This is a genomic window from Phaeobacter porticola (assembly GCF_001888185.1).
GTDB lineage: Bacteria > Pseudomonadota > Alphaproteobacteria > Rhodobacterales > Rhodobacteraceae > Phaeobacter > Phaeobacter porticola.
In genome coordinates, this window is record NZ_CP016364.1 from 1,613,609 (window position 1) to 1,633,067 (window position 19,459).

17 protein-coding genes are annotated in these 19,459 nt (G+C 58.2%); 7 read left to right on the forward strand and 10 right to left on the reverse strand.

The features are described 5' to 3' along the window. Window positions 1–9: 9 nt before the first annotated feature. From pstA to PhaeoP97_RS07885, 8 genes are all read right to left on the reverse strand, one after another. Window positions 10–1,380, reverse strand: coding sequence for a phosphate ABC transporter permease PstA (pstA, locus tag PhaeoP97_RS07850; RefSeq protein WP_072504609.1), 1,371 nt, complete (start codon window positions 1,378–1,380; stop codon window positions 10–12). Next, window positions 1,380–2,858 (reverse strand): phosphate ABC transporter permease subunit PstC, encoded by a 1,479-nt coding sequence (gene pstC, locus PhaeoP97_RS07855; protein ID WP_072504610.1) that lies wholly within the window; start codon window positions 2,856–2,858, stop codon window positions 1,380–1,382. The genes pstA and pstC overlap by 1 nt, the downstream gene beginning before the upstream one ends. A 144-nt stretch (window positions 2,859–3,002) precedes the next feature. Further along, window positions 3,003–4,058 carry a substrate-binding domain-containing protein gene (locus PhaeoP97_RS07860; RefSeq protein WP_072504611.1) on the reverse strand — a complete coding sequence of 352 codons (1,056 nt, stop codon included), beginning with the start codon at window positions 4,056–4,058 and terminating at the stop codon, window positions 3,003–3,005. A 242-nt stretch (window positions 4,059–4,300) separates the two neighbouring features. Continuing rightward, entirely contained in the window at window positions 4,301–5,341 is a 1,041-nt protein-coding gene (locus PhaeoP97_RS07865) for a sensor histidine kinase (protein ID WP_014880011.1), read from the reverse strand. 49 nt (window positions 5,342–5,390) lie between these two features. Continuing rightward, window positions 5,391–6,548, reverse strand: coding sequence for a trans-sulfuration enzyme family protein (locus tag PhaeoP97_RS07870; protein WP_072504612.1), 1,158 nt, complete (start codon window positions 6,546–6,548; stop codon window positions 5,391–5,393). A gap of 27 nt (window positions 6,549–6,575) precedes the next feature. Beyond that, window positions 6,576–7,097 (reverse strand): gamma carbonic anhydrase family protein, encoded by a 522-nt coding sequence (locus PhaeoP97_RS07875; RefSeq protein ID WP_072504613.1) that lies wholly within the window; start codon window positions 7,095–7,097, stop codon window positions 6,576–6,578. Then, window positions 7,094–7,735 (reverse strand): guanylate kinase, encoded by a 642-nt coding sequence (gene gmk, locus PhaeoP97_RS07880; RefSeq protein WP_072504614.1) that lies wholly within the window; start codon window positions 7,733–7,735, stop codon window positions 7,094–7,096. The genes PhaeoP97_RS07875 and gmk overlap by 4 nt, the downstream gene beginning before the upstream one ends. 41 nt (window positions 7,736–7,776) lie before the next feature. After that, window positions 7,777–8,673 (reverse strand): YicC/YloC family endoribonuclease, encoded by an 897-nt coding sequence (locus PhaeoP97_RS07885; RefSeq protein ID WP_072504615.1) that lies wholly within the window; start codon window positions 8,671–8,673, stop codon window positions 7,777–7,779. Between the two features lie 245 nt (window positions 8,674–8,918). Between PhaeoP97_RS07885 and PhaeoP97_RS07890 the strand changes: the two genes are divergently transcribed. Further along, window positions 8,919–9,764: a PAS domain-containing protein gene (locus tag PhaeoP97_RS07890; protein ID WP_072504616.1), complete on the forward strand. Its 846-nt coding sequence runs from the start codon at window positions 8,919–8,921 to the stop codon at window positions 9,762–9,764. Between the two features lie 243 nt (window positions 9,765–10,007). On the opposite strand, the gene PhaeoP97_RS07895 is transcribed toward PhaeoP97_RS07890, so the two are convergent. After that, a complete protein-coding gene (locus tag PhaeoP97_RS07895; protein WP_072504617.1) occupies window positions 10,008–11,378 on the reverse strand; it encodes a class II 3-deoxy-7-phosphoheptulonate synthase in 1,371 nt (456 codons plus the stop codon). 180 nt (window positions 11,379–11,558) lie between these two features. Here PhaeoP97_RS07895 and PhaeoP97_RS07900 point away from each other — a divergent pair, with 180 nt between their 5' ends. Further along, window positions 11,559–12,563 carry a GlxA family transcriptional regulator gene (locus tag PhaeoP97_RS07900; protein ID WP_072506361.1) on the forward strand — a complete coding sequence of 335 codons (1,005 nt, stop codon included), beginning with the start codon at window positions 11,559–11,561 and terminating at the stop codon, window positions 12,561–12,563. Between the two features lie 31 nt (window positions 12,564–12,594). Here PhaeoP97_RS07900 and PhaeoP97_RS07905 read toward each other — a convergent pair whose 3' ends face one another. Further along, the gene (locus PhaeoP97_RS07905) at window positions 12,595–13,683 is read right to left on the reverse strand and encodes a PQQ-dependent sugar dehydrogenase (protein WP_237028998.1); all 1,089 of its coding nucleotides are present in this window, start codon (window positions 13,681–13,683) and stop codon (window positions 12,595–12,597) included. Between the two features lie 465 nt (window positions 13,684–14,148). Here PhaeoP97_RS07905 and PhaeoP97_RS07910 point away from each other — a divergent pair, with 465 nt between their 5' ends. The 5 genes from PhaeoP97_RS07910 (at window position 14,149) to PhaeoP97_RS07930 (ending at window position 19,390) form a co-directional block, all read left to right on the forward strand. Beyond that, window positions 14,149–15,342, forward strand: a complete 1,194-nt coding sequence (locus PhaeoP97_RS07910; RefSeq protein WP_014880018.1) for an ABC transporter substrate-binding protein — start codon at window positions 14,149–14,151, stop codon at window positions 15,340–15,342. Between the two features lie 99 nt (window positions 15,343–15,441). Continuing rightward, entirely contained in the window at window positions 15,442–16,230 is a 789-nt protein-coding gene (locus PhaeoP97_RS07915; protein ID WP_072504618.1) for an ABC transporter ATP-binding protein, read from the forward strand. Beyond that, the gene (locus tag PhaeoP97_RS07920; protein WP_072504619.1) at window positions 16,227–17,057 is read left to right on the forward strand and encodes an ABC transporter ATP-binding protein; all 831 of its coding nucleotides are present in this window, start codon (window positions 16,227–16,229) and stop codon (window positions 17,055–17,057) included. The genes PhaeoP97_RS07915 and PhaeoP97_RS07920 overlap by 4 nt, the downstream gene beginning before the upstream one ends. A 3-nt stretch (window positions 17,058–17,060) precedes the next feature. Further along, window positions 17,061–18,071 carry a branched-chain amino acid ABC transporter permease gene (locus tag PhaeoP97_RS07925; RefSeq protein WP_014874700.1) on the forward strand — a complete coding sequence of 337 codons (1,011 nt, stop codon included), beginning with the start codon at window positions 17,061–17,063 and terminating at the stop codon, window positions 18,069–18,071. Beyond that, window positions 18,068–19,390, forward strand: a complete 1,323-nt coding sequence (locus PhaeoP97_RS07930) for a branched-chain amino acid ABC transporter permease (RefSeq protein ID WP_072504620.1) — start codon at window positions 18,068–18,070, stop codon at window positions 19,388–19,390. The genes PhaeoP97_RS07925 and PhaeoP97_RS07930 overlap by 4 nt, the downstream gene beginning before the upstream one ends. Window positions 19,391–19,459 lie beyond the last annotated feature (69 nt).

Sequence of the window (19,459 nt, forward strand, 5' to 3'; positions counted from 1 at the left end):
TGCCCCCTCTTACCAGCGGCGTTCAAAGCGGCGGCGCAGGATTACGGCCACTGTGTTCATGGTGACGAGGAAGATCAACAGGATGATGATACCGCCCCAGGCGCGTTCGTAAAATGCGGGATCTGCGCGTTTGGCCCATTCATAGATCTGTGCGGGCATGGCGGAATTCGGCGCCAGCAGGCCATCGGCGAGAGTTTCAGGCGCATTGGAGGCGATGAAGCCGACCATGCCGATCAGCAGCAGCGGTGCGGTTTCACCCAAGGCTTGCGCCAGACCAATGATAGTGCCGGTCAGGATACCGGGTGCGGCCAGCGGCAGGACGTGGTGAAACACCGCCTGCATCCGCGAGGCCCCGACCCCGAGTGCGGCATCGCGAATGGAGGGTGGCACAGATTTCAGCGAAGCGCGGGTCGAGATGATCACTGTCGGCAGCGTCATCAGCGTCAACACTAGGCCACCAACCAGCGGTGCCGACATCGGCAGGTGCATGTAGTTGATGAATACTGCAAGGCCGAGAATACCAAACACGATTGATGGCACGGCTGCGAGGTTGGAGATATTCACCTCAATCACATCAGTGATCCAGTTTTTCGGGGCGAATTCCTCAAGATAGATCGAGGCGGCAACCCCAATAGGCAGCGCCAGTGCCAGAACTACCAGCATCATGAACAGCGAGCCCATCATGGAGACGCCCATGCCGGCCGCTTCGGGACGCGCATCAGAGGCATCGGATCCGGTGATGAAATCCAGGTTGAAGGTCTTGGCCAGAACACCGGCATCGACCAAGGCGTCCACCAGATCCAGTTGCTCTGCCGAGATACTCTTGTCGTTGGTGATACTGTCGCGGCTGACGCGGCCTTTCAGATACCCATCAACACGGCTCGAGGCGAGGAACCGGAATTCAATCGTTTCACCGATTTGATCCGGGTTTTCCAACACATAAGCACGCAGCTGGGCGGCAGCATTTTTGGATAGAATGCCGGCCATGGCCTTTGGCTTAAGCGGCGTTTCGACCCCCAAACTGGTGACCTGAGCCTCTACTGCGGCTTTGATCAGTGGTGCATACCCGAAGGTCGTGACCTTTTTTATCACTTCTGGATCGCGGGTTCCGGATTTATCCAGTTTGCTCTCCAGCAATTCCACATCCATCGTCACAAAGGTTTGCTGAAAGGCGCCTGTGCCCCGGCTGACGATTGTGGTCACCAGAATGGCCAGCATAATCAGACCAACGGCGATGGCGGCCATACCATAGAGCCGAAAGCGGCGCTCGGCGGCATTGCGTTTGCGGGTGTGGCTGGTTTGTTGCAGCAGCGAGCCTGCGTGGTCGCTGGCGTTGCCAGATGTGTTTGGACCGGGTGTGTGGTGGCTGATATCGGTCATTAGTCGTACTGCTCCCGGTATTTGCGCACGATATAAAGCGCCAGGACATTGAGGCCGAGGGTCAGGACAAAGAGGGTCAGACCAAGGGCAAAGGCAACGAGCGTTTCAGGGCTGGCGAAATCCGTATCGCCGGTCAACTGGCTGACAATACGTGTGGTGATCGTGGTCATTGATTCCAGGGGGTTGAGCGAGAATTTCGCAATCGCCCCTGCCCCCATAACCACGATCATCGTCTCACCGATGGCGCGCGATGCCGCAAGCAGGACAGCGCCGACGATACCCGGCAGCGCGGCCGGAATGACCACCTGACGGATGGTTTCGGATTTGGTCGCACCCAATCCAAGCGAGCCATCGCGCATGGCCTGAGGCACGGCGTTGATGATGTCATCGGACAGCGACGACACAAAGGGGATCAACATGATGCCCATCACCAGACCAGCGGTCAGCACCGAGGTGGCGCCGCTCATCCACTCGACCCCCAAGATGCCGTCTTCGCCCTGGCCGAAGAATTTCACAAGAAGCGGGCCAACGGTCAGCAATGCAAAGAGGCCGTAGACGATGGTCGGGATCCCAGCGAGGATTTCCAGCAGCGGTTTGGCAAAGGCGCGCGTGGTGCTGCCGGCGTATTCAGAGAGATAGATCGCCGCAAATAGCCCTACAGGCACCGCGACCAGCAGCGCAATCGCCGAGATGTAAAGCGTTCCCCACAGCAGCGGCAGGATCGACAGATCGCTGTCCCCGCGGAAGTTCGGCGCCCATGTGGTGCCAAAGAAGAAGTCACTCCAGGCATGCAGCCCAAAGAAGTTGATGCTCTCGAACAGCATTGAGAAGACGATGCCGACGGTGGTAAGAATAGCGAGGCTCGCGGCGAGAATGAGCAAGGCCATGATGCCCTGCTCTACCACATTGCGGGCCCGGAAATCCTTATGCGTGCGCCCATAGGCCCAGCCAAACCCAACTACGGCGAGAAGGGCAACAATCAGCGTCATGGCGATCTGCCCGGTGTTTGACTGGCTGCGATAACTTTGTGCAGCGGTCAGCACTTCTGCGCGCACATCAGAGCCGAGCGCAACGCCGATCTCCCCCAGACGGGCGCGTATGTCAGTCTCACCACTGTCGAGGCTGCGGGCTTCGGTCGAGGAAAGAACGCCCTGCTCTACTGCTAGGTCCAGCCCTTCGGCAAGACGGCGCACGTCACTCATCACGAGGCCAAGCGTGGAATTCTCCGGCACCAGTTCCGCAGGGATCATGGCGGATACGCGGTTTTCAATGACCATGGGCTGGGCCAGTGACCATATGGCCAGTACCACCAGCGCGGGCACCAGCGCGCTGAAGGCCACGTTGTGACCGTAGTAAGCGGGCAGCGAGTGCAACGCCTTGGCGTTCCCTCCTGCCGAGGCAAGCGCGCGGTTGCGCCCCAGCACAAAGCCCAGCCCGGAAAGGGCAAGAAGGGCAATCACGAGCCAAACTGTCGGCATCAGCTACTCCGTTTGAGTGAGACGGAAAAATCCGGTTCTGCAAGGCCGGACGGGCCGGGATGCAGGGTGTTACATTTGGTCGGTCATAAGTCGGGCCGGAGCAACTCTGATGCTCCGGCCCGTGTCATTGTCATAACTGAGCGATCAGGAATTTCCGCCGATGACCTCTTCTTCGGAAACCATGGCTTGCGTCTTGGTCAGCTCAGGGTCGGCAACCAGGCCATATTCTGCCAGCGGGCCATCGGGGCCTGCCACTTCGTCTGCGACGAAGAATTCAGCGTATTCTTTCAGGCCGGGGATCACGCCGATGTGGGCTTTCTTCACGTAGAAGAACAGCGGGCGCGATACCGGATATTCACCTTCGGCGATGCTTTCGGTGGTGGGTACAATGCCGGACATGGTGGCAACCTGCAGCTTGTCGGTGTTGTTCTCGTAGAACGCCAGACCAAAGACGCCAATGCCGTCTTTGTTGCTGTCGATGCGGGCCAGGGTCTCGGTATAGTCGCCATCGATATCAACCGATTTGCCATCGGTGCGCAGGGAGATACAGGCTTTCTCTGCGGCTTTCTTCTTGGCTTTGTCGCTGTCACCTTCGGCGTGGGCCAGCAGATGCTCGAAGGCGCCGGTGGCTTCGCAGCCTGCCAAGATCACCTTGTCTTCGAACACTTCGCGTGTGCCGTGCTTGGTGCCGGGGATGAAGGCCTGAATGTCTTGCGCCGGGAAAGCGCTGTTCACATCGGCCCACGTCTTGTTGGGGTTGGCGACCATTTTGCCATCAACCAGGATCTCGTCGGACAGGGCCAGGAACCAGTCGGTCGGCGTGTATTCAAAGGCATTGCCCTTGATGTCATTTGCAAACACGATGCCGTCATAACCGATCTGAACTTCGATGATGTCAGTGACGCCGTTTTCGGCGCAGGCCTTGATTTCCTTGTCCTTGATGCGGCGCGACGCGTTGGCGACATCGATGGTGTTTTCGCCAACACCTTCGCAGAACCGCTTCAGACCGGCGGAGGACCCACCGGATTCAACAACCGGTGTCGGGAAGTCGAAGTTCTCGCCAAAGGCTTCGGCCACGATGGAGGCATAGGGCAGAACGGTCGAAGAACCGGCCACCTGAACCTGATCGCGCGCTGCCGCAGCAGTGGCAGAAACAGCCGAAATGGCCAGGGCGGACGCGGTGAGTTTCACAAAGGACATCTGTGTCTCCTTGGGTGTCAATTTTCAGGATCATCCCGTGATGATCTTGCGCCCTCACCTAAGGGCGGCGCATGTGCCTTTTGTGACGGCTATGTAACAGCTGTATGACAAACCGGGTTGTTGCCCCGTTTTTTGTGACAAATCGGCCCGGCAACAGTCGATTCTCTTAACTTTTCGCGACGAACTTTGCGGTGGGCGGCAGTTTATTGTCACATACAACGCGCCAAAGCCTCACCGTCGTGTCAGCGCGGAAGGATCACGGTGAACACCGTGCCCGTCGCAGCGGAGCTTTCCACCCGCATCCGGCCGCGATGGCGATTGACGATATGTTTGACAATCGCAAGCCCCAACCCGGTACCGCCCTGTTCGCGTGAACGATGGGAGTCGACCCTGTAGAACCGTTCCGTCAGACGTGGCAGATGCACGGGGTCGATCCCGTTGCCATTGTCTATCACCTCAACCCGGACGGCGGCGGCACGGACCGCGGGGTCGCGGTCGCGTGTTCTGAGGCGCAGGGTCACCTGATCGCCGCCATATTTGATGGCGTTCTCAACAAGGTTTGTGAACACCTGCTGCAGCTGATCCGGATCCCCGGTGACCAGCGTCGGCTCCTCTGGTATTTCCAGAAAAAGCTGCACATCTGCAGCCTCCGCCACCGGTTCCAGCGATTTCAGCGTTGAGGCCAGATGCGCGCCCAAGTCGAGTTGCTCGCGCGGGCGCACACGCTCTTCGCTCTCGACCCGGTTCAGTGACAACAGATCCCCGACCAGGCGGTTCATCCGATTTGCCTCGCCCTGCATGATTGTCAGAAACCTGTCGCGTGCCGGGGCATCGTCACGTGCGGGGCCACGCAGCGTTTCGATGAACCCCATCAGCGCGGTCAGCGGCGTGCGCAGTTCATGGCTGACATTGGCGACGAAATCACGTCTCATCTGGCTGGCCTGCTCGCGGTCAGTGATATCCGTGAGACTGATCAGCGCCGCCCCGCCATTTACCGCACCAATGCCGGGGATATAGCGCAAAGCGACCTCGAACGTGGTGTCCTGTGCGCCGTCGTTGGACAGGTGACGGGCGGTTTTGGCGCTGCGTTCATAGAGACAGCTTTCGATCGCCGTGGCCACATTGGGCTGGCGTAGGATGGTGGCGAAATGACGTCCGACCAGATTGGCACCCAGCAGTGTGGTCGCCGCCGCATTTGCGGCGATGAACCTTTCGCTTTGATCGACCAGCATCGCTGGCAAGGGGATGGCTTCCATGAAACCGTCGATTAAATCCTGTGTCATCTGCCCCTCGCCTTGTTGCTGTGCCGGTCGTGTTACAAACCAATTGTAACTATGACGTGGCAGCCGCGACCGCTTCGGTGAAGACAGCGCAGAGTGTTTCCGGATCCTCAAGCCCGACCGAGATGCGAAAGAACCCTTCGCTCAGCCCCAGTTTGGCGCGATCCTCTGCACTGAGAGCGCGATGCGAGGATGAGGCCGGATGCGACAGTGTCGTTCCCACATCCCCAAGAGTCGGGGCAAAGTTCAGCCCATCGGCCCCACGGGTAAAGGCATTGGCAGCAGCGCGCCCGCCTTCCAGCTCAAAGCTGACCATATTGCAGCCTTTCCCGTCCAACAGCGCCATTGCGCGCTCGTGATCGGGATGGTCCTTGCGGGTCGGGTAAATCACCCGCTTGACCCCCGGCAGCCCGGCGAGATGATCGGCCAGCGTTACTGCGGTGGCCTGCGCGCGCTCAAACCGCAGCTCAAACGACAGCATGCCACGCTCCGCAAGCCAGCAGTCAAACGGGCTGGGTGTCATGCCGGTAGTGACTACATAGACGCTGAGACGGGTGTTGATCTCAGCATCCTTGGCCACGACATAGCCCAGCATCACATCGGAATGCCCTGCCAAGAGCTTGGTGATAGAATGGATGACGATATCGGCGCCATGATCAAAGGGGCGAAAGCCCCGTGGCGTGGTGAAGGTGTTGTCGACCACCAAAAGGATATCGCGATCCTTGCAGAGCTGCGCCAACCCGTCGATATCGGCCACGGCCAGAGTCGGGTTTGAGACGGCCTCGACCAGGATCATTTTGGTTTCGGGGCGGATCGCGGCGTCAACCGCAGCCACATCGCCGGGATCGGCCAATGTTGTTGCAATGCCCAGACGCGGCAGATCCTCGGCCATCAGGCGCATGGAGCGGCCATAAAGCTGATTGCCGCCAATCACGTGATCGCCGGTTTTCAGCAGGCCCAGCAGAACAGCCGAAACCGCCGCCATACCGGACCCGGTCACAACACCGCCGGGCATGCCTTCCATCGCATCGAGCCGTTTGGCGACCACATCGGCGTTTGGATGCCCCTCACGTGAATAGGTGTAGCCATGCACCCGACCCTCATATTGATCATCGAGCGCATCTGGCGTGTCGCTGGCATAGACCACCGACGGACTAAGTGGGGTCACCACCGGATGGCTCGCGCTGAAGGGCAAGGGATCTGGCCGCATCAGCGACCCTTTGGAATTTCTCACGTGTCAGACCTCATTTAGTTCGTCGCGGAAACGACGCATGTTTTCTTGGTAGTGTTCGGCACTTTGGCGCAGGGATTGAACCAGCGCCTCATCCACATCACGGACGATTTTGCCGGGTGCGCCCATGACCAGAGAATTATCAGGGATTTCCTTATTCTCTGTAATCAAGGCGCCCGCACCGATCAGGCAGTTCTTACCGATCTTGGCTCCGTTCAGCACCGTGGCCCCCATCCCGATCAGGGTGTTGTCGCCGATGGTGCAGCCATGCAGCATCACCTTGTGGCCGATGGTGCAATTCTCGCCAATGGTCAGGGGGTAGCCGGCGTCAATATGCATGACGCAGTTTTCCTGCACGTTTGAACCACGCCCGATGCGGATTTCCTCGTGATCGGCGCGGATGGTGCTGCCGAACCAGACCGAGGCCCCCTCCTCCAGCACAACGAGGCCGATCAGATTGGCATCCGGCGCAACCCATGTGTCGGCGTGGAGTTCGGGGGTTTTGTCACCCAGGGCATAAATCGTCATGACAGATCCTCAAATTCGCTTTGCAGGCCGCGCACATGGTCCATCAGATGCGGCTGCTGGATGCGGCGCAGACGGGTGGCGGTGATAATGGTCTTCAGCTGTAGCTCGGTTGTGTCGAGATTGTCGTTGATCAAGACGTGATCATAGCTGCCCCAGTGGCTGATTTCGTCCCAGCTTTTCTCCATCCGGCGGGTGATGGTCGCCGCATCATCCTGCGCGCGGCTCTCCAGTCGGCGGCGCAGCTCTCCAATCGAGGGCGGCAGCAGAAAGATCGACAGCGTGTGCTGACCCAGGTCTGAGTTGCGGATCTGCTGGGCGCCCTGCCAGTCGATGTCAAACAGCACGTCACGCCCGCCATCAATCGCCGCCTTCACCGGTCCCTTGGGCGAGCCATAAAAATTGCCGAAGACATGGGCGTGCTCCAGCATGTTGCCTTCGCTCACGGCGGTCTTGAAGGCATCAGTGGTGATGAAGTGATAGTCCTGCCCGTCGGTTTCGCCGGGACGCGGATTGCGCGTGGTGGCAGAGACGGAAAATTCAATGCTGGGATCCCAGGACCGCAGCCGTTTCGCCAATGTGGATTTCCCGGCCCCTGAGGGCGAAGAAAGGATAATCAACAGGCCGCGCCGATCTGCCATGGCATGCTCTCCTTATATTATATTTGTTGTTATTCTGGTTTCTATTCGATGTTCTGAACCTGCTCGCGCATTTGGTCGATGACCGCTTTCAGCTCAAGCCCGACCGCGGTCAGGTCACTGTTTTGCGCCTTGGAGCAGAGCGTATTGGCCTCGCGGTTGAATTCCTGCATCAGGAAATCCAGCTTGCGCCCGACGGCGCCACCCTTGGTCAGCAGTTCACGCGCGGCCGCGACATGGGCGGTCAGCCGATCCAGTTCCTCGGTGACATCCGCTTTGACCGCCAGCAGGGCCAGTTCCTGTGCAAGCCGCGTTTCGTCCACGCCGTCACTGTTTTCCAGCACCCGCGCCAGGTTGCTGCGCAGGGTTGCGGCGACTTCCGGTTTGCGGGCCTCTGCGCGGCGTGCGGCTTCCTCCCGCAGGGTGTTGATCTGATCCAGCTGGTCCAGCAGAACAGCTTTCAATGCGGCGCCCTCATTTGCGCGCATATTAACAAAGTCGGACAGGATTGTGGCGAAATCGGTACTGAGGGCCGCCACGATGGGGGCAGGATCATCGCTGCCGCTGGCCTGCTCCAGCACACCCCGTTGTGCCAGAAGATCTGCCGCCGAGGTCTGTGCCAATATCACCCCCGCAGCTGCGGCCTGTCGTTCCACCTCGGCAACGGCTGTCAGTAGCGTTGCCAGCACGGGTTGGTTGATCTGAACGGCGGCGGCCACCTCTTCGCTGCGGCTGATCCTCAGGGTCATGGAGACATTGCCGCGCGACAGAGCCTTGCTTAATTGCCCGCGCAGGCAGCTTTCAAGCCCGTCCAGCCAGTCCGGGATGCGCAGACGCAGGTCCAGTCCCTTGGCATTCACCGAGCGCAATTCGCACGACCAGCTATGTGCCCCGGTGCTGCCCTGCCCTGCGGCAAAGCCCGTCATTGAATAGATGGTCATTGTCTGCTGCCTCCTCGGGCGCCCAAGGCGCTGTTTCGCCTCGCCACAGGTTTACAAACGGCCAGCGGACAAGTCCATAAGTGCGCGGACCTATCCTAAAGTGTTAACCATTGATTAAAGAAATAGTCCAAAATTGAATAAGATTGTGGCATGTTAACTTCAGGATAACCAATTCGGCATTAATCGTTAGGCAGCCAACTAAAGCTTGGCGCATGACCCAGCCGGATCCAGCGAGGATGACAGCGATGTTTTTTGGCGGCCGCAAAGATAACGATCAGACCAAAGGTCAAACCAAAGTGGTTGCGATAGACCGGTTCCGTGCCGCAGGCTCGCTGTCACCGATGCGTCAGGCAGAGGCCTATTGGACCGCTCTGCGCCGTGGCGACGATATCCCCAGCCGGTCGCAAATTGATCCGCGCGGTTTGGAAAATATCCTGCCCCAGACCTTTATTCTGGAACGGATCGCCCCTGGTATCGCCCGTTTCCGTCTGGCCGGTCAAAAGGTCAACGAAATGGCCGGTATGGAAGTGCGCGGCATGCCAATCACCGCCTTCTTCACCCCGGCGGCCCGCAAACAGGTCAGCGCCGCTCTGGAAACCATGTTCGATACGCCTGCCATCATCGAATTGACCTTGCAGACCGAGAACAACCGCCTGCGGGGCGCACGAGAGGCACGGATGTTGCTGATGCCTCTGCGCAGTGATCTGGGGGATGTGAGCCGCGCGCTGGGTGTGTTCATCTCTGAGGGCAATCCAACAGGCGTGTCGCAGCGGTTTTCGGTCATCGAAACTCAAATCCGTCAGGTCAGCCAAAAGGGCGATGCGCCGTTCAAAGCAAAGCCCCGCGATTCTGAGGTTGCGACCGCCACCCCTGCGACCCCCAAGCCTGCAGCCAAGGATATCAATGCGCCGAACCCCGGTTTTGCCGAGACCCAGGCTCGTTTTGAGCGCGAGCCGACGGTGATGACCGAAGCCCGCGCCCTGATTGAGCGCAGCCGTCGGATGTCAGCAGAGGCGCCTGTGAAAGATACGGTAGAACCGGCACCCGCCAAACCCGGCAGCCATCTGCGTCTGGTGATTAATCGGGACTGATCACCCGGACGTAGACACGATAAGAGTTTCTTTCGCGCTACTGGACATAGCTAGAAAGTATACGCCCCGTGACAGAACGTCCGGGGCGTTTCCCTATTTGCAAATCGGCTCTCTTATTAAACCGAAAATGCCTTTAGAGTCGGCCTTTAGTGTATTGAAGTTAAAGATAAACCCTCGCACCGGACAGAATGCGAGGGTTTATCTATTGAACATAGGCAGGCCGCAGCGTTGGCCGGTTGTTTATCAGCCGGCCTGACGCTCAGACGTACGCGCCCGCAGCTGCGACACTTCTTCTGCCACAAGGAAGGCCAGCTCCAGCGATTGGCTGGCGTTCAGACGCGGATCGCAGGCCGTGTGATAGCGATCGCTCAGATCCTCGTCTGTAACCGCACGCACGCCGCCGGTGCATTCAGTCACATCCTGACCGGTCATCTCAAAATGCACACCACCGGGGATAGTGCCTTCTGCGGTATGGGTCGCAAAGAAGTCGCGAACTTCGCGCAGAACGCTCTCAAAGGGGCGTGTTTTATAGCCGGTCGATGATTTGATGGTGTTGCCGTGCATCGGATCGCAGACCCAAGTCACCTTGGCCCCCTCTTCCTTCACGGCTTTGATCAGGCGTGGCAGATGTTCGCCGGCCTTGCCCGCACCAAACCGCGCGATCAGGGTCAGGCGGCCCTCTTCGTTTTCCGGATTCAGCTTGGCCATCAGCACCTTTAGGTCGTCGGCGGTGGTGGTCGGACCACATTTCAAACCAATAGGGTTCTGAACGCCGCTACAGAATTCGACATGCGCACCGTCAGGTTGGCGGGTACGGTCACCGATCCACAGCATGTGGCCAGAGCCGGCCAGCCATTTACCAGAGGTCGAATCAAGACGGGTCAACGCCTCTTCATATTCCAGCAACAGACCCTCATGGCTGGTATAAAACTCCACCGATTGCAGTGTATGCGCAGTGTCGTTGTTGATACCGGCGGCTTTCATAAAGTCGAGCGTATCGGTGATCCGCTTGGCCATCTCGCGGTAGCTCTCGGCCTTTTCACCCTCGGTAAAGCCCAAAGTCCAGGCGTGCACCTGGTTCACGTCGGCATAACCGCCAGTCGAAAAGGCGCGGATCAGGTTCAGTGTTGCCGCAGCCTGGGTGTAGGCCTGAAGCATCCGCTTGGGGTCAGGGGTCCGCGAGGCTTCGGTAAAGGCCAGATCGTTGATGATGTCGCCACGGTAGCTGGGCAGTTCCACACCGTTGACGGTTTCGGTGGGCGCGCTGCGCGGCTTGGCAAATTGGCCCGCCATGCGGCCCACTTTGATCACCGGCACCTTTGCACCATAGGTCAGGACCATCGCCATCTGCAGCATCACCTTAAAGGTGTCACGGATTGCGTCGGCGCTGAACTGGTCAAAACTCTCGGCGCAGTCGCCGCCTTGCAGCAGGAACGCTTCACCACGGCCAGCGGCCCCGAGGTGTTGTTTCAAACGTCGTGCTTCACCGGCAAAAACCAAGGGCGGATATTTTGACAGCTGAGATTCAACAGCCGACAGCGCGTCGGCGTTGGTATACTCTGGCATCTGTACCCGCGGTTTTTGGCGCCAGGTTGATTTTTGCCACTCACTCATAGCTGTGTCTCCGCATAAGAGGTCTTAGGTTAACGAGCGCTATCTATACGAAATCACACCGGTGCTGACCAGTTTAGATTTGCAAAGTCTTGACGACACGGCAAAGCTATGAACACGGTGCCCGAATTTCGCAAATTCCGGCTTTGCGAGGAGTTGAATTCAGTGACAAGGACGCTGGCCATGCGGACGCAAAGCAAGCCAACAATAAGCCCGGCCTCAGGCCCCCAGATCAAATGCTATGCCTTTGTGCTATTGGACAATTTTTCGATGTTGTCTTTTGCATCCGCGCTAGAGTGCCTACGCATCGCAAACCGCATGATTGGTCGCGAGGCATATAGCTGGAGATTGTTGGCCGAAGGCGGCAGCACGGTGAGTTGTTCAGCCGGTACGTTGTTTCAGGTTGATGAAGATCTGATTGAGCTGCAACGCGATGACACAATTCTGTTATGTGCAGGCATCGCCGTACAGGAAGCGACAACCAAAAAACTGATGTCGTGGCTACGGCGTGAGGCGCGCAAGGGGCTGAAGATAGGCGGACTGTGCACCGCTTCCTACACATTGGCGCGCGCGGGCCTGCTGGATGGCAAACGCGCGACCATTCACTGGGAAAATGCCGATAGTTTCAGCGAAGAATTTGACGAAGTTGAACTGACAAAATCGGTTTTTGTCATTGATGGCAATCGGATGTCGACGGCAGGTGGTACCGCCTCTATCGACCTGATGCTGAAATTGATTGCCAGCGATCACGGCGAGGATATCGCAAACTCGGTCGCGGATCAGCTGATCTATTCATCGATTCGCACCGACCAGGATACCCAGCGTTTGTCGATCCCAACGCGGATTGGTGTGCGCCACCCGAAACTGTCTATGGTCATTCAGATGATGGAGGCCAATATTGAAGAGCCGATCAGCCCGTCTGTTCTTGCTCAGAATGTCGGCATGTCCACCCGTCAGCTAGAGCGCCTATTTCGCCGGTATCTGAACCGATCACCCAAGCGGTACTATATGGAACTGCGCCTGCAAAAAGCGCGTAACCTGTTGATGCAGACGGATATGAGCGTGATCAATGTGGCGCTTGCTTGCGGTTTTGCATCGCCGTCGCATTTCTCCAAATGCTACAGGGCCCATTACGACACCACACCCTATCGCGAACGTGGCAGTAAATCGACTCCTCCCGCGGGGTAGGACACAACAGGGGCGCAGTAGGCCGGTCACATTAGCGCGAGAGCCGGTAGAGCGCCCCATCTGTTTCAGAGGCAAACCAGACGCTGCCATCCGGTGCTTCGTGCAGATCGCGGATACGGCCGGTCTGATCGCTCTTTAACTGCTCCACCTCGGTCAAATCACTGCCAGAAAGCCTTGAAATATAGTCGAATTTAAGAGAGCCAATAAGGAGGTCACCCTGCCATTCCGGCCACATTTTTCCGGAGTATATCAACAGATTGGACGGGGCGATCGAGGGATCCCAATGGTAATGCGGTTGTTCCAGCCCTGCCTTTTCCGTCCCCTCGCCAATCTTCAGCCCAGAATAGTGTCGCCCGTATGAGATGATCGGCCAGCCATAATTGGCGCCCCTTTTGATCAGGTTGACCTCATCTCCACCACGTGCGCCATGTTCTGCTGACCAGAGATTACCATCGCGCCCAAAGGCCAATCCCTGCGGGTTTCTGTGACCGTAGGACCAGATCAGCGGTTGCGCGCCTTTTTGACGGAAAAACGGATTGTCTCGCGGGACGGAGCCATCTGGATTCATCCGCAGGATACTGCCGTTATGTGAGGCCAGCGATTGCGCCGAGGGCCGGTCGCCCCGATCCCCAAGGCTGACAAAGATACGGCCATTCGGTCCTTCTGCAAGGCGGGCACCAAAATGACGACCACTGGTCGTCGCTGGGGCGGCTACAAAAATATCCCGAAGCCCTTGCAACACAGTGTTGCGTCGCGACAGCTGGGCGACGGCTACCGCTGTCGCGGATCCTCGCCCGACCTGCTTGACGTAAGACAGGTAAACGCGTCGGGTCTTTGCAAAGTCGCGTGTGACCATCACATCAAGCAAGCCACCCTGCCCGTTCTCTGCCACCTTTGGAGCGCCCTTGATCTTCAAGAGCTGCTCGGCGTGCAGCAAGAGAAGATCGCCGCTCCGCTGGCTGATCACCACAGATCCGTCAGGCAGAAAGTCAAAGCCCCAGGGAATATCCAACCCATCAACCATCTGTTCAACCCGCAACGTCCCCTGACTGCTGGTTAGGGATTGGGCTGGGCTGACCTCTGCCGATGCAACCAGTGCGCAGACACCACCGCCAAGCACGATCGCTACGGTCTCCAGGCAATTCCGTGGGCTATGAAGTCGCCACAGAGGAAATGCCCTGGAGCGTGGTGCAAAAACTGCGCAACAGATTTGGAATAACCGAATAGCGGATCCTGTCATCATGGCTTTCCCTCTCGTTATCAACACCGGCATACAATTGCCCTATGGGGCCTCCGCGGCTTGGTAAGATATTAGCATCATATTGCAATTTTCCCAATTTGGTGTCGCAGTTCACTGGCAAACGACATTAGTCTTGGCACTTGCGACGCCATAAAAATATGGAAGCATCGCGTATTGGGGCGCAGTAAAAGCCTTTGTTCCGTGATCCGCGCACCGGGCATCGGTTGGGGCGGATCACGACCAAAAAACCTACCAAATGTTGGCGCTAGAGGACTTCCCTTTTTTGACGTGCTTGCCTAGGGTCCGATTTGAACAAATATGTTCCAACAAATGGGAGTTTCAAAAATGAAAAAACTGATGATGGCCACAGCGGCCGCCGCCCTGACTGCTGGCACTGCATTTGCGGGTGGCCACGCCAAGGAAGTGAAGCTGGGTGTGCTTCTCGGGTTTACCGGCCCGATTGAATCGCTGGCCCCTGCCATGGGTGCGGGCGCCGAACTGGCGATGGAAGAGGTCACCAAATCCGGCAAGCTGCTTGACTCCGCCACTGTCACCCCTGTGCGCGCGGACACCGGCTGCATCGACAATGGTCTGTCCACCGCGAATGGCGAAAAACTGATCGCTGACGGCGTGAACGGCATCATCGGCGGTGACTGCTCCGGTGTGACCGGCGCGATCCTGCAGAACGTTGCCATTCCGAACGGCATGGTGATGATCTCGCCCTCCGCCACCTCGCCGGGCCTGTCCTCGATGGAAGACAATGACCTGTTCTTCCGCACATCGCCGTCTGACGCCCGCGAAGGCCAGGTCATGGCAGAAGTGCTGAAAGAGCGTGGCATCAACTCCATCGCGCTGACCTACACCAACAACGACTACGGCAAGGGTCTGGCCGACGCGATCAAATCGTCCTTTGAGGAAGTTGGCGGCGAAGTCACCATCGTGACTGCGCATGAGGATGGCAAAGGCGACTATTCTGCAGAAGTTGCAGCGCTGGCATCCGCCGGTGGCGATATTCTGGTTGTGGCCGGCTATCTGGACCAGGGCGGTCTGGGCATCATTCAGGCCTCGCTCGACTCCGGCGCGTATGACACCTTCGGTCTGCCCGGCGGTATGATCGGTGACTCCCTGCCCAAGAACATCGGGTCGGACCTTGATGGCTCCTTCGGTCAGATCGCAGGCTCCGACAGCGAAGGCGCTGCCATCTATGCTGAATTGGCAAAAGCCGCAGGTTTTGACGGCACCTCCGCCTATTCGCCGGAAAGCTATGACGCGGCGGCACTCTTCATGCTGGCCATGCAGGCCGCGAACTCCAAAGATCCGGCCGACTATGGCTCCAAGATCCTTGAAGTGGCGAACGCACCGGGTGAGAAAATCAACCCCGGTGAGCTGGGCAAGGCGCTTGAGATCCTCGCGAACGGTGGCGACATCGACTATGAAGGTGCCACCGGCGTGGAGCTGATCGGCCCCGGTGAGAGCGCAGGCTCCTATCGTGAGATCGAAGTCAAGGACGGTGCCAACGCAACCGTGAAATTCCGCTGATCCCTTAATACCGGATCAAACCAAGATGATCAGCCCGGGTTCTGCCCGGGCTGTTCCAAATTCAAAAGCCGTCAAAAAGACGGTGGGGGATGAAATGACATGATCGTCGTCGAGGACTTGCACAAGCACTTCGGCGGGTTCCACGCGGTTGATGGCGCATCGCTGGAAATCGCTAAGGGCTCCATAACCGGTTTGATCGGGCCAAACGGCGCGGGAAAGACCACTCTTTTCAACGTAATTGCGGGCGTTCTGCCCCCTACCTCGGGGCGGGTAACCATGGATGGTGAGGATATCACCGGACTGCCGCCGCATGAGTTGTTTCACAAGGGATTGCTGCGCACCTTCCAGATCGCGCATGAATTTGCGTCGATGACTTGCCGCGAAAACCTGATGATGGTTCCGGGAAGCCAATCGGGCGAAAGCCTGTGGAACACTTGGTTCGGGCGCAAACGCATCGCTGATGAGGAGCGCGCGCTGCGGGCCAAGGCCGATGAGGTGCTGGAGTTCCTGACCATCAGCCATATCGCAGATCTGAAGGCCGGACAGGTTTCTGGCGGCCAGAAGAAGCTGCTGGAGCTGGGCCGTACCATGATGGTGGACGCGAAAATCGTCTTTCTGGATGAGGTCGGCGCCGGTGTGAACCGCACCCTGCTTTATACCATCGCTGACGCCATCAAGCGCCTCAACGAGGAGCGCGGATATACCTTCGTCGTGATCGAACACGACATGGAATTCATTGACCGACTCTGCGATCCGGTGATCTGCATGGCCGAAGGCAAGAAGCTGGCGCAAGGCACATTGGACGAGATCAAGGCCAATGAACAAGTGATCGAAGCCTATCTGGGCACCGGTTTGAAAAACAAAGATAAACTGGAGGTGGGCGCATGAGTGACAACCCCTACCAGAATGATCACGGCAATCGCGATGCCTCGATCACCAATGCCCATGGAGCTGGGACGATGCAACCGGCGCATAACAAAAGTGGGCCAACAACGAAGGTCGATGGCGGACCGTTCCTAATTGGCGACACCATGACCGGCGGCTACGGCAAGGGTCCCGATATTCTGCACGATTGCACGATTGCGGTCGACAAGGGCGAGATTGCGGTGATCGTCGGTCCTAACGGTGCCGGTAAATCGACCGCGATGAAAGCGGTGTTTGGCATGCTGGATGTGCGGTCTGGTGCTGTCCGTCTGGACGGTGAAGATATCACCCAGCTTACCCCGCAGGACCGGGTGATCAAGGGCATGGGATTTGTCCCCCAGACCAGCAATATCTTCACCTCGATGACGGTGGAAGAGAACCTGGAAATGGGCGCCTTCATCCGCACCGATGATTTCTCTGACACGATGGAGCAGGTCTATGAGCTGTTTCCGATCCTGCGTGAGAAACGCAACCAGCCGGCTGGTGAGCTGTCCGGCGGGCAGCGCCAACAGGTGGCCGTGGGCCGCGCGCTGATGACCAAGCCGAAGGTGCTGATGCTGGATGAGCCCACAGCGGGTGTCTCGCCCATCGTCATGGATGAACTGTTTGACCGCGTCATTGAGGTCGCTCGTACCGGGCTGCCGATCCTGATGGTCGAACAAAACGCCAAACAAGCGCTCGAGATCGCGGACAAAGGCTATGTGCTGGTGCAGGGGCGCAATGCCTATACCGGCACCGGTCAGGAACTGCTCGCCGATCCCGAAGTACGCAAATCTTTCCTAGGGGGCTAAGAGATGGATTTCCTCAACGCCCTTGTGGCGCTAACTAATTTTGTCGGGGTTCCGGCAATCGCCTATGGCAGCCAGCTTGCGCTTGGTGCGCTTGGCGTGACGCTGATCTATTCGGTGCTGCGGTTTTCGAACTTTGCCCATGGTGACACCATGGCCTTTGGCACCATGATCACCATTTTGGTGACCTGGTGGTTTCAGTCGATGGGTATCAGTTTTGGTCCCCTGCCGACCGCGCTGCTTGCGCTGCCTATTGGTATCGCGGGTTGCATGCTCTTGATGCTGATCACCGATCGCACCGTCTATCGGTTCTATCGCGCACAAAAAGCCAAGCCGGTGATTTTTGTCATGGTCTCGCTTGGCGTGATGTTTATGATGAACGGCCTTGTTCGATTTATCATCGGGCCGGGTGACCAGCGGTTTGCTGACGGCGAAAGGTTCATCATTTCCGCGCGGGATTTCAAGGCGTTGACCGGCCTGCGCGAAGGTCTGGCGATCAAGACCACGCAGGGTATCACCGTGATCACTGCGGTTGTGGTTGTGGCACTGCTGTTCTGGTTCCTGAACAAGACCCGCACCGGCAAATCCATGCGCGCCTATTCAGACAACGAAGATCTGGCGCTGCTCTCGGGCATCAACCCGGAGCGCGTGGTGATGTACACTTGGTTGATCGTTGCGACCCTCGCGACCATTGCCGGTGTGCTTTACGGTTTGGACAAATCCTTTAAACCCTTCACCTATTTCCAGCTGCTACTGCCGATCTTTGCCGCCGCCATCGTTGGCGGTCTGGGCAGCCCTGTTGGTGCCATTGCGGGTGGGTTCATCATCGCCTTTTCCGAGGTGACAATCACATATGCGTGGAAAAAGGTGCTGACCTACGTTGTGCCTGAAACGATGAAACCGGATGGCCTCGTCCAGCTACTGAGCACGGATTATAAATTCGCCGTGTCCTTTGCGATCCTTGTGGTCGTGCTTCTGTTCAAGCCCACGGGCCTTTTCAAAGGAAAAGTGGTATGAGCGAGACAGTCAAAACATCTCTGCTGTTTCTGTTTGTTGGCATGCTGATCCTGCTTGAAGGCAGCACCAACTTCCTCTTCTTCTCCGGGTCTTGGAACTCGGCTCTGGTGATCCTCAATATGGGGTTGGTGTCGGCCATCATGGCGATTGGCGTCAACCTTCAGTGGGGCTTTGCGGGCCTGTTCAACGTTGGCATCATGGGGTTTGTAGCGCTTGGCGGTCTGGCCGTTGTGCTGGTGTCCACCGCGCCAACACCGGGCGCCTGGAGCCAGGGCGGCGTTGGGATCATCATGGCGCTGGCCATGGGGGCGATGACGCTGGTTGCGGCGGTTGCCACCATGCGGATGGTGCCTGCTGGCAAGCTGCGTATTGCGGTGCTGCTGGCGGTGCTGATCCTGGGCTTCGTGATCTACCGGGCGATCTTTGATCCGGCGGTGGCGGGCGTTGAGGCAATCAACCCCGCGCTTGAGGGCAACCTTGGCGGCCTTGGCCTGCCGGTGCTGCTGGCCTGGCCCGCAGGTGGCCTGCTGGCCGCCGGTGTTGCCTGGCTGATCGGCAAGACGGCGCTGGGTCTGCGCTCGGATTATCTGGCGATTGCGACGCTGGGGATTGCAGAGATCATCATCTCGGTTCTAAAGAACGAGGACTGGCTGTCGCGCGGCGTGAAGAACGTTGTCGGCCTGCCCAGGCCCCTCCCCTATGAGGTCGATCTGCAGAACGATGCCGCGTTTGTCGCCAAGGCTGCGGACTATGGTCTGGATCCGGTTCTGGCCTCCACTCTCTATGTGAAGCTGGGCTATTCGCTGTTGTTCACGATTGTGTTGCTGGCGCTGCTGTGGATGGCGCAGATGGCACTGAAGAGCCCCTGGGGCCGGATGATGCGCGCAATCCGTGACAATGAGGTGGCCGCCGAGGCGATGGGGAAGGATGTGACCCGCCGCCATCTGCAGATCTTCATTCTGGGCTCTGCGATTTGCGGTATTGCCGGGGCGATGATGACCACGCTGGACAGCCAGTTGACACCGGGCACCTATAATCCCTTGCGCTTCACCTTCCTGATCTGGGTGATGGTGATTGTCGGCGGGTCCGGCAACAACTTTGGCGCGGTGCTGGGTGGCCTGCTGATCTGGTTCCTGTGGATCAAGGTGGAGCCGATGGGCATCCTGCTGATTGAAACCGTGACAGCAGGCATGTCCGACACTAACGCGCTGAAGCTGCATCTGTTGGAAAGCGCGTCGCATATGCGTTTGCTGACCATGGGTCTGATCCTGTTACTGGTCTTGCGGTTCAGCCCCCGTGGTCTGATCCCGGAACGGTAAAGTCGAAGGTGCGTAGCGGGTTCAATTGCGGACCCCTGAAACAAAAAACGCCGCCCGTGGATATCTCGG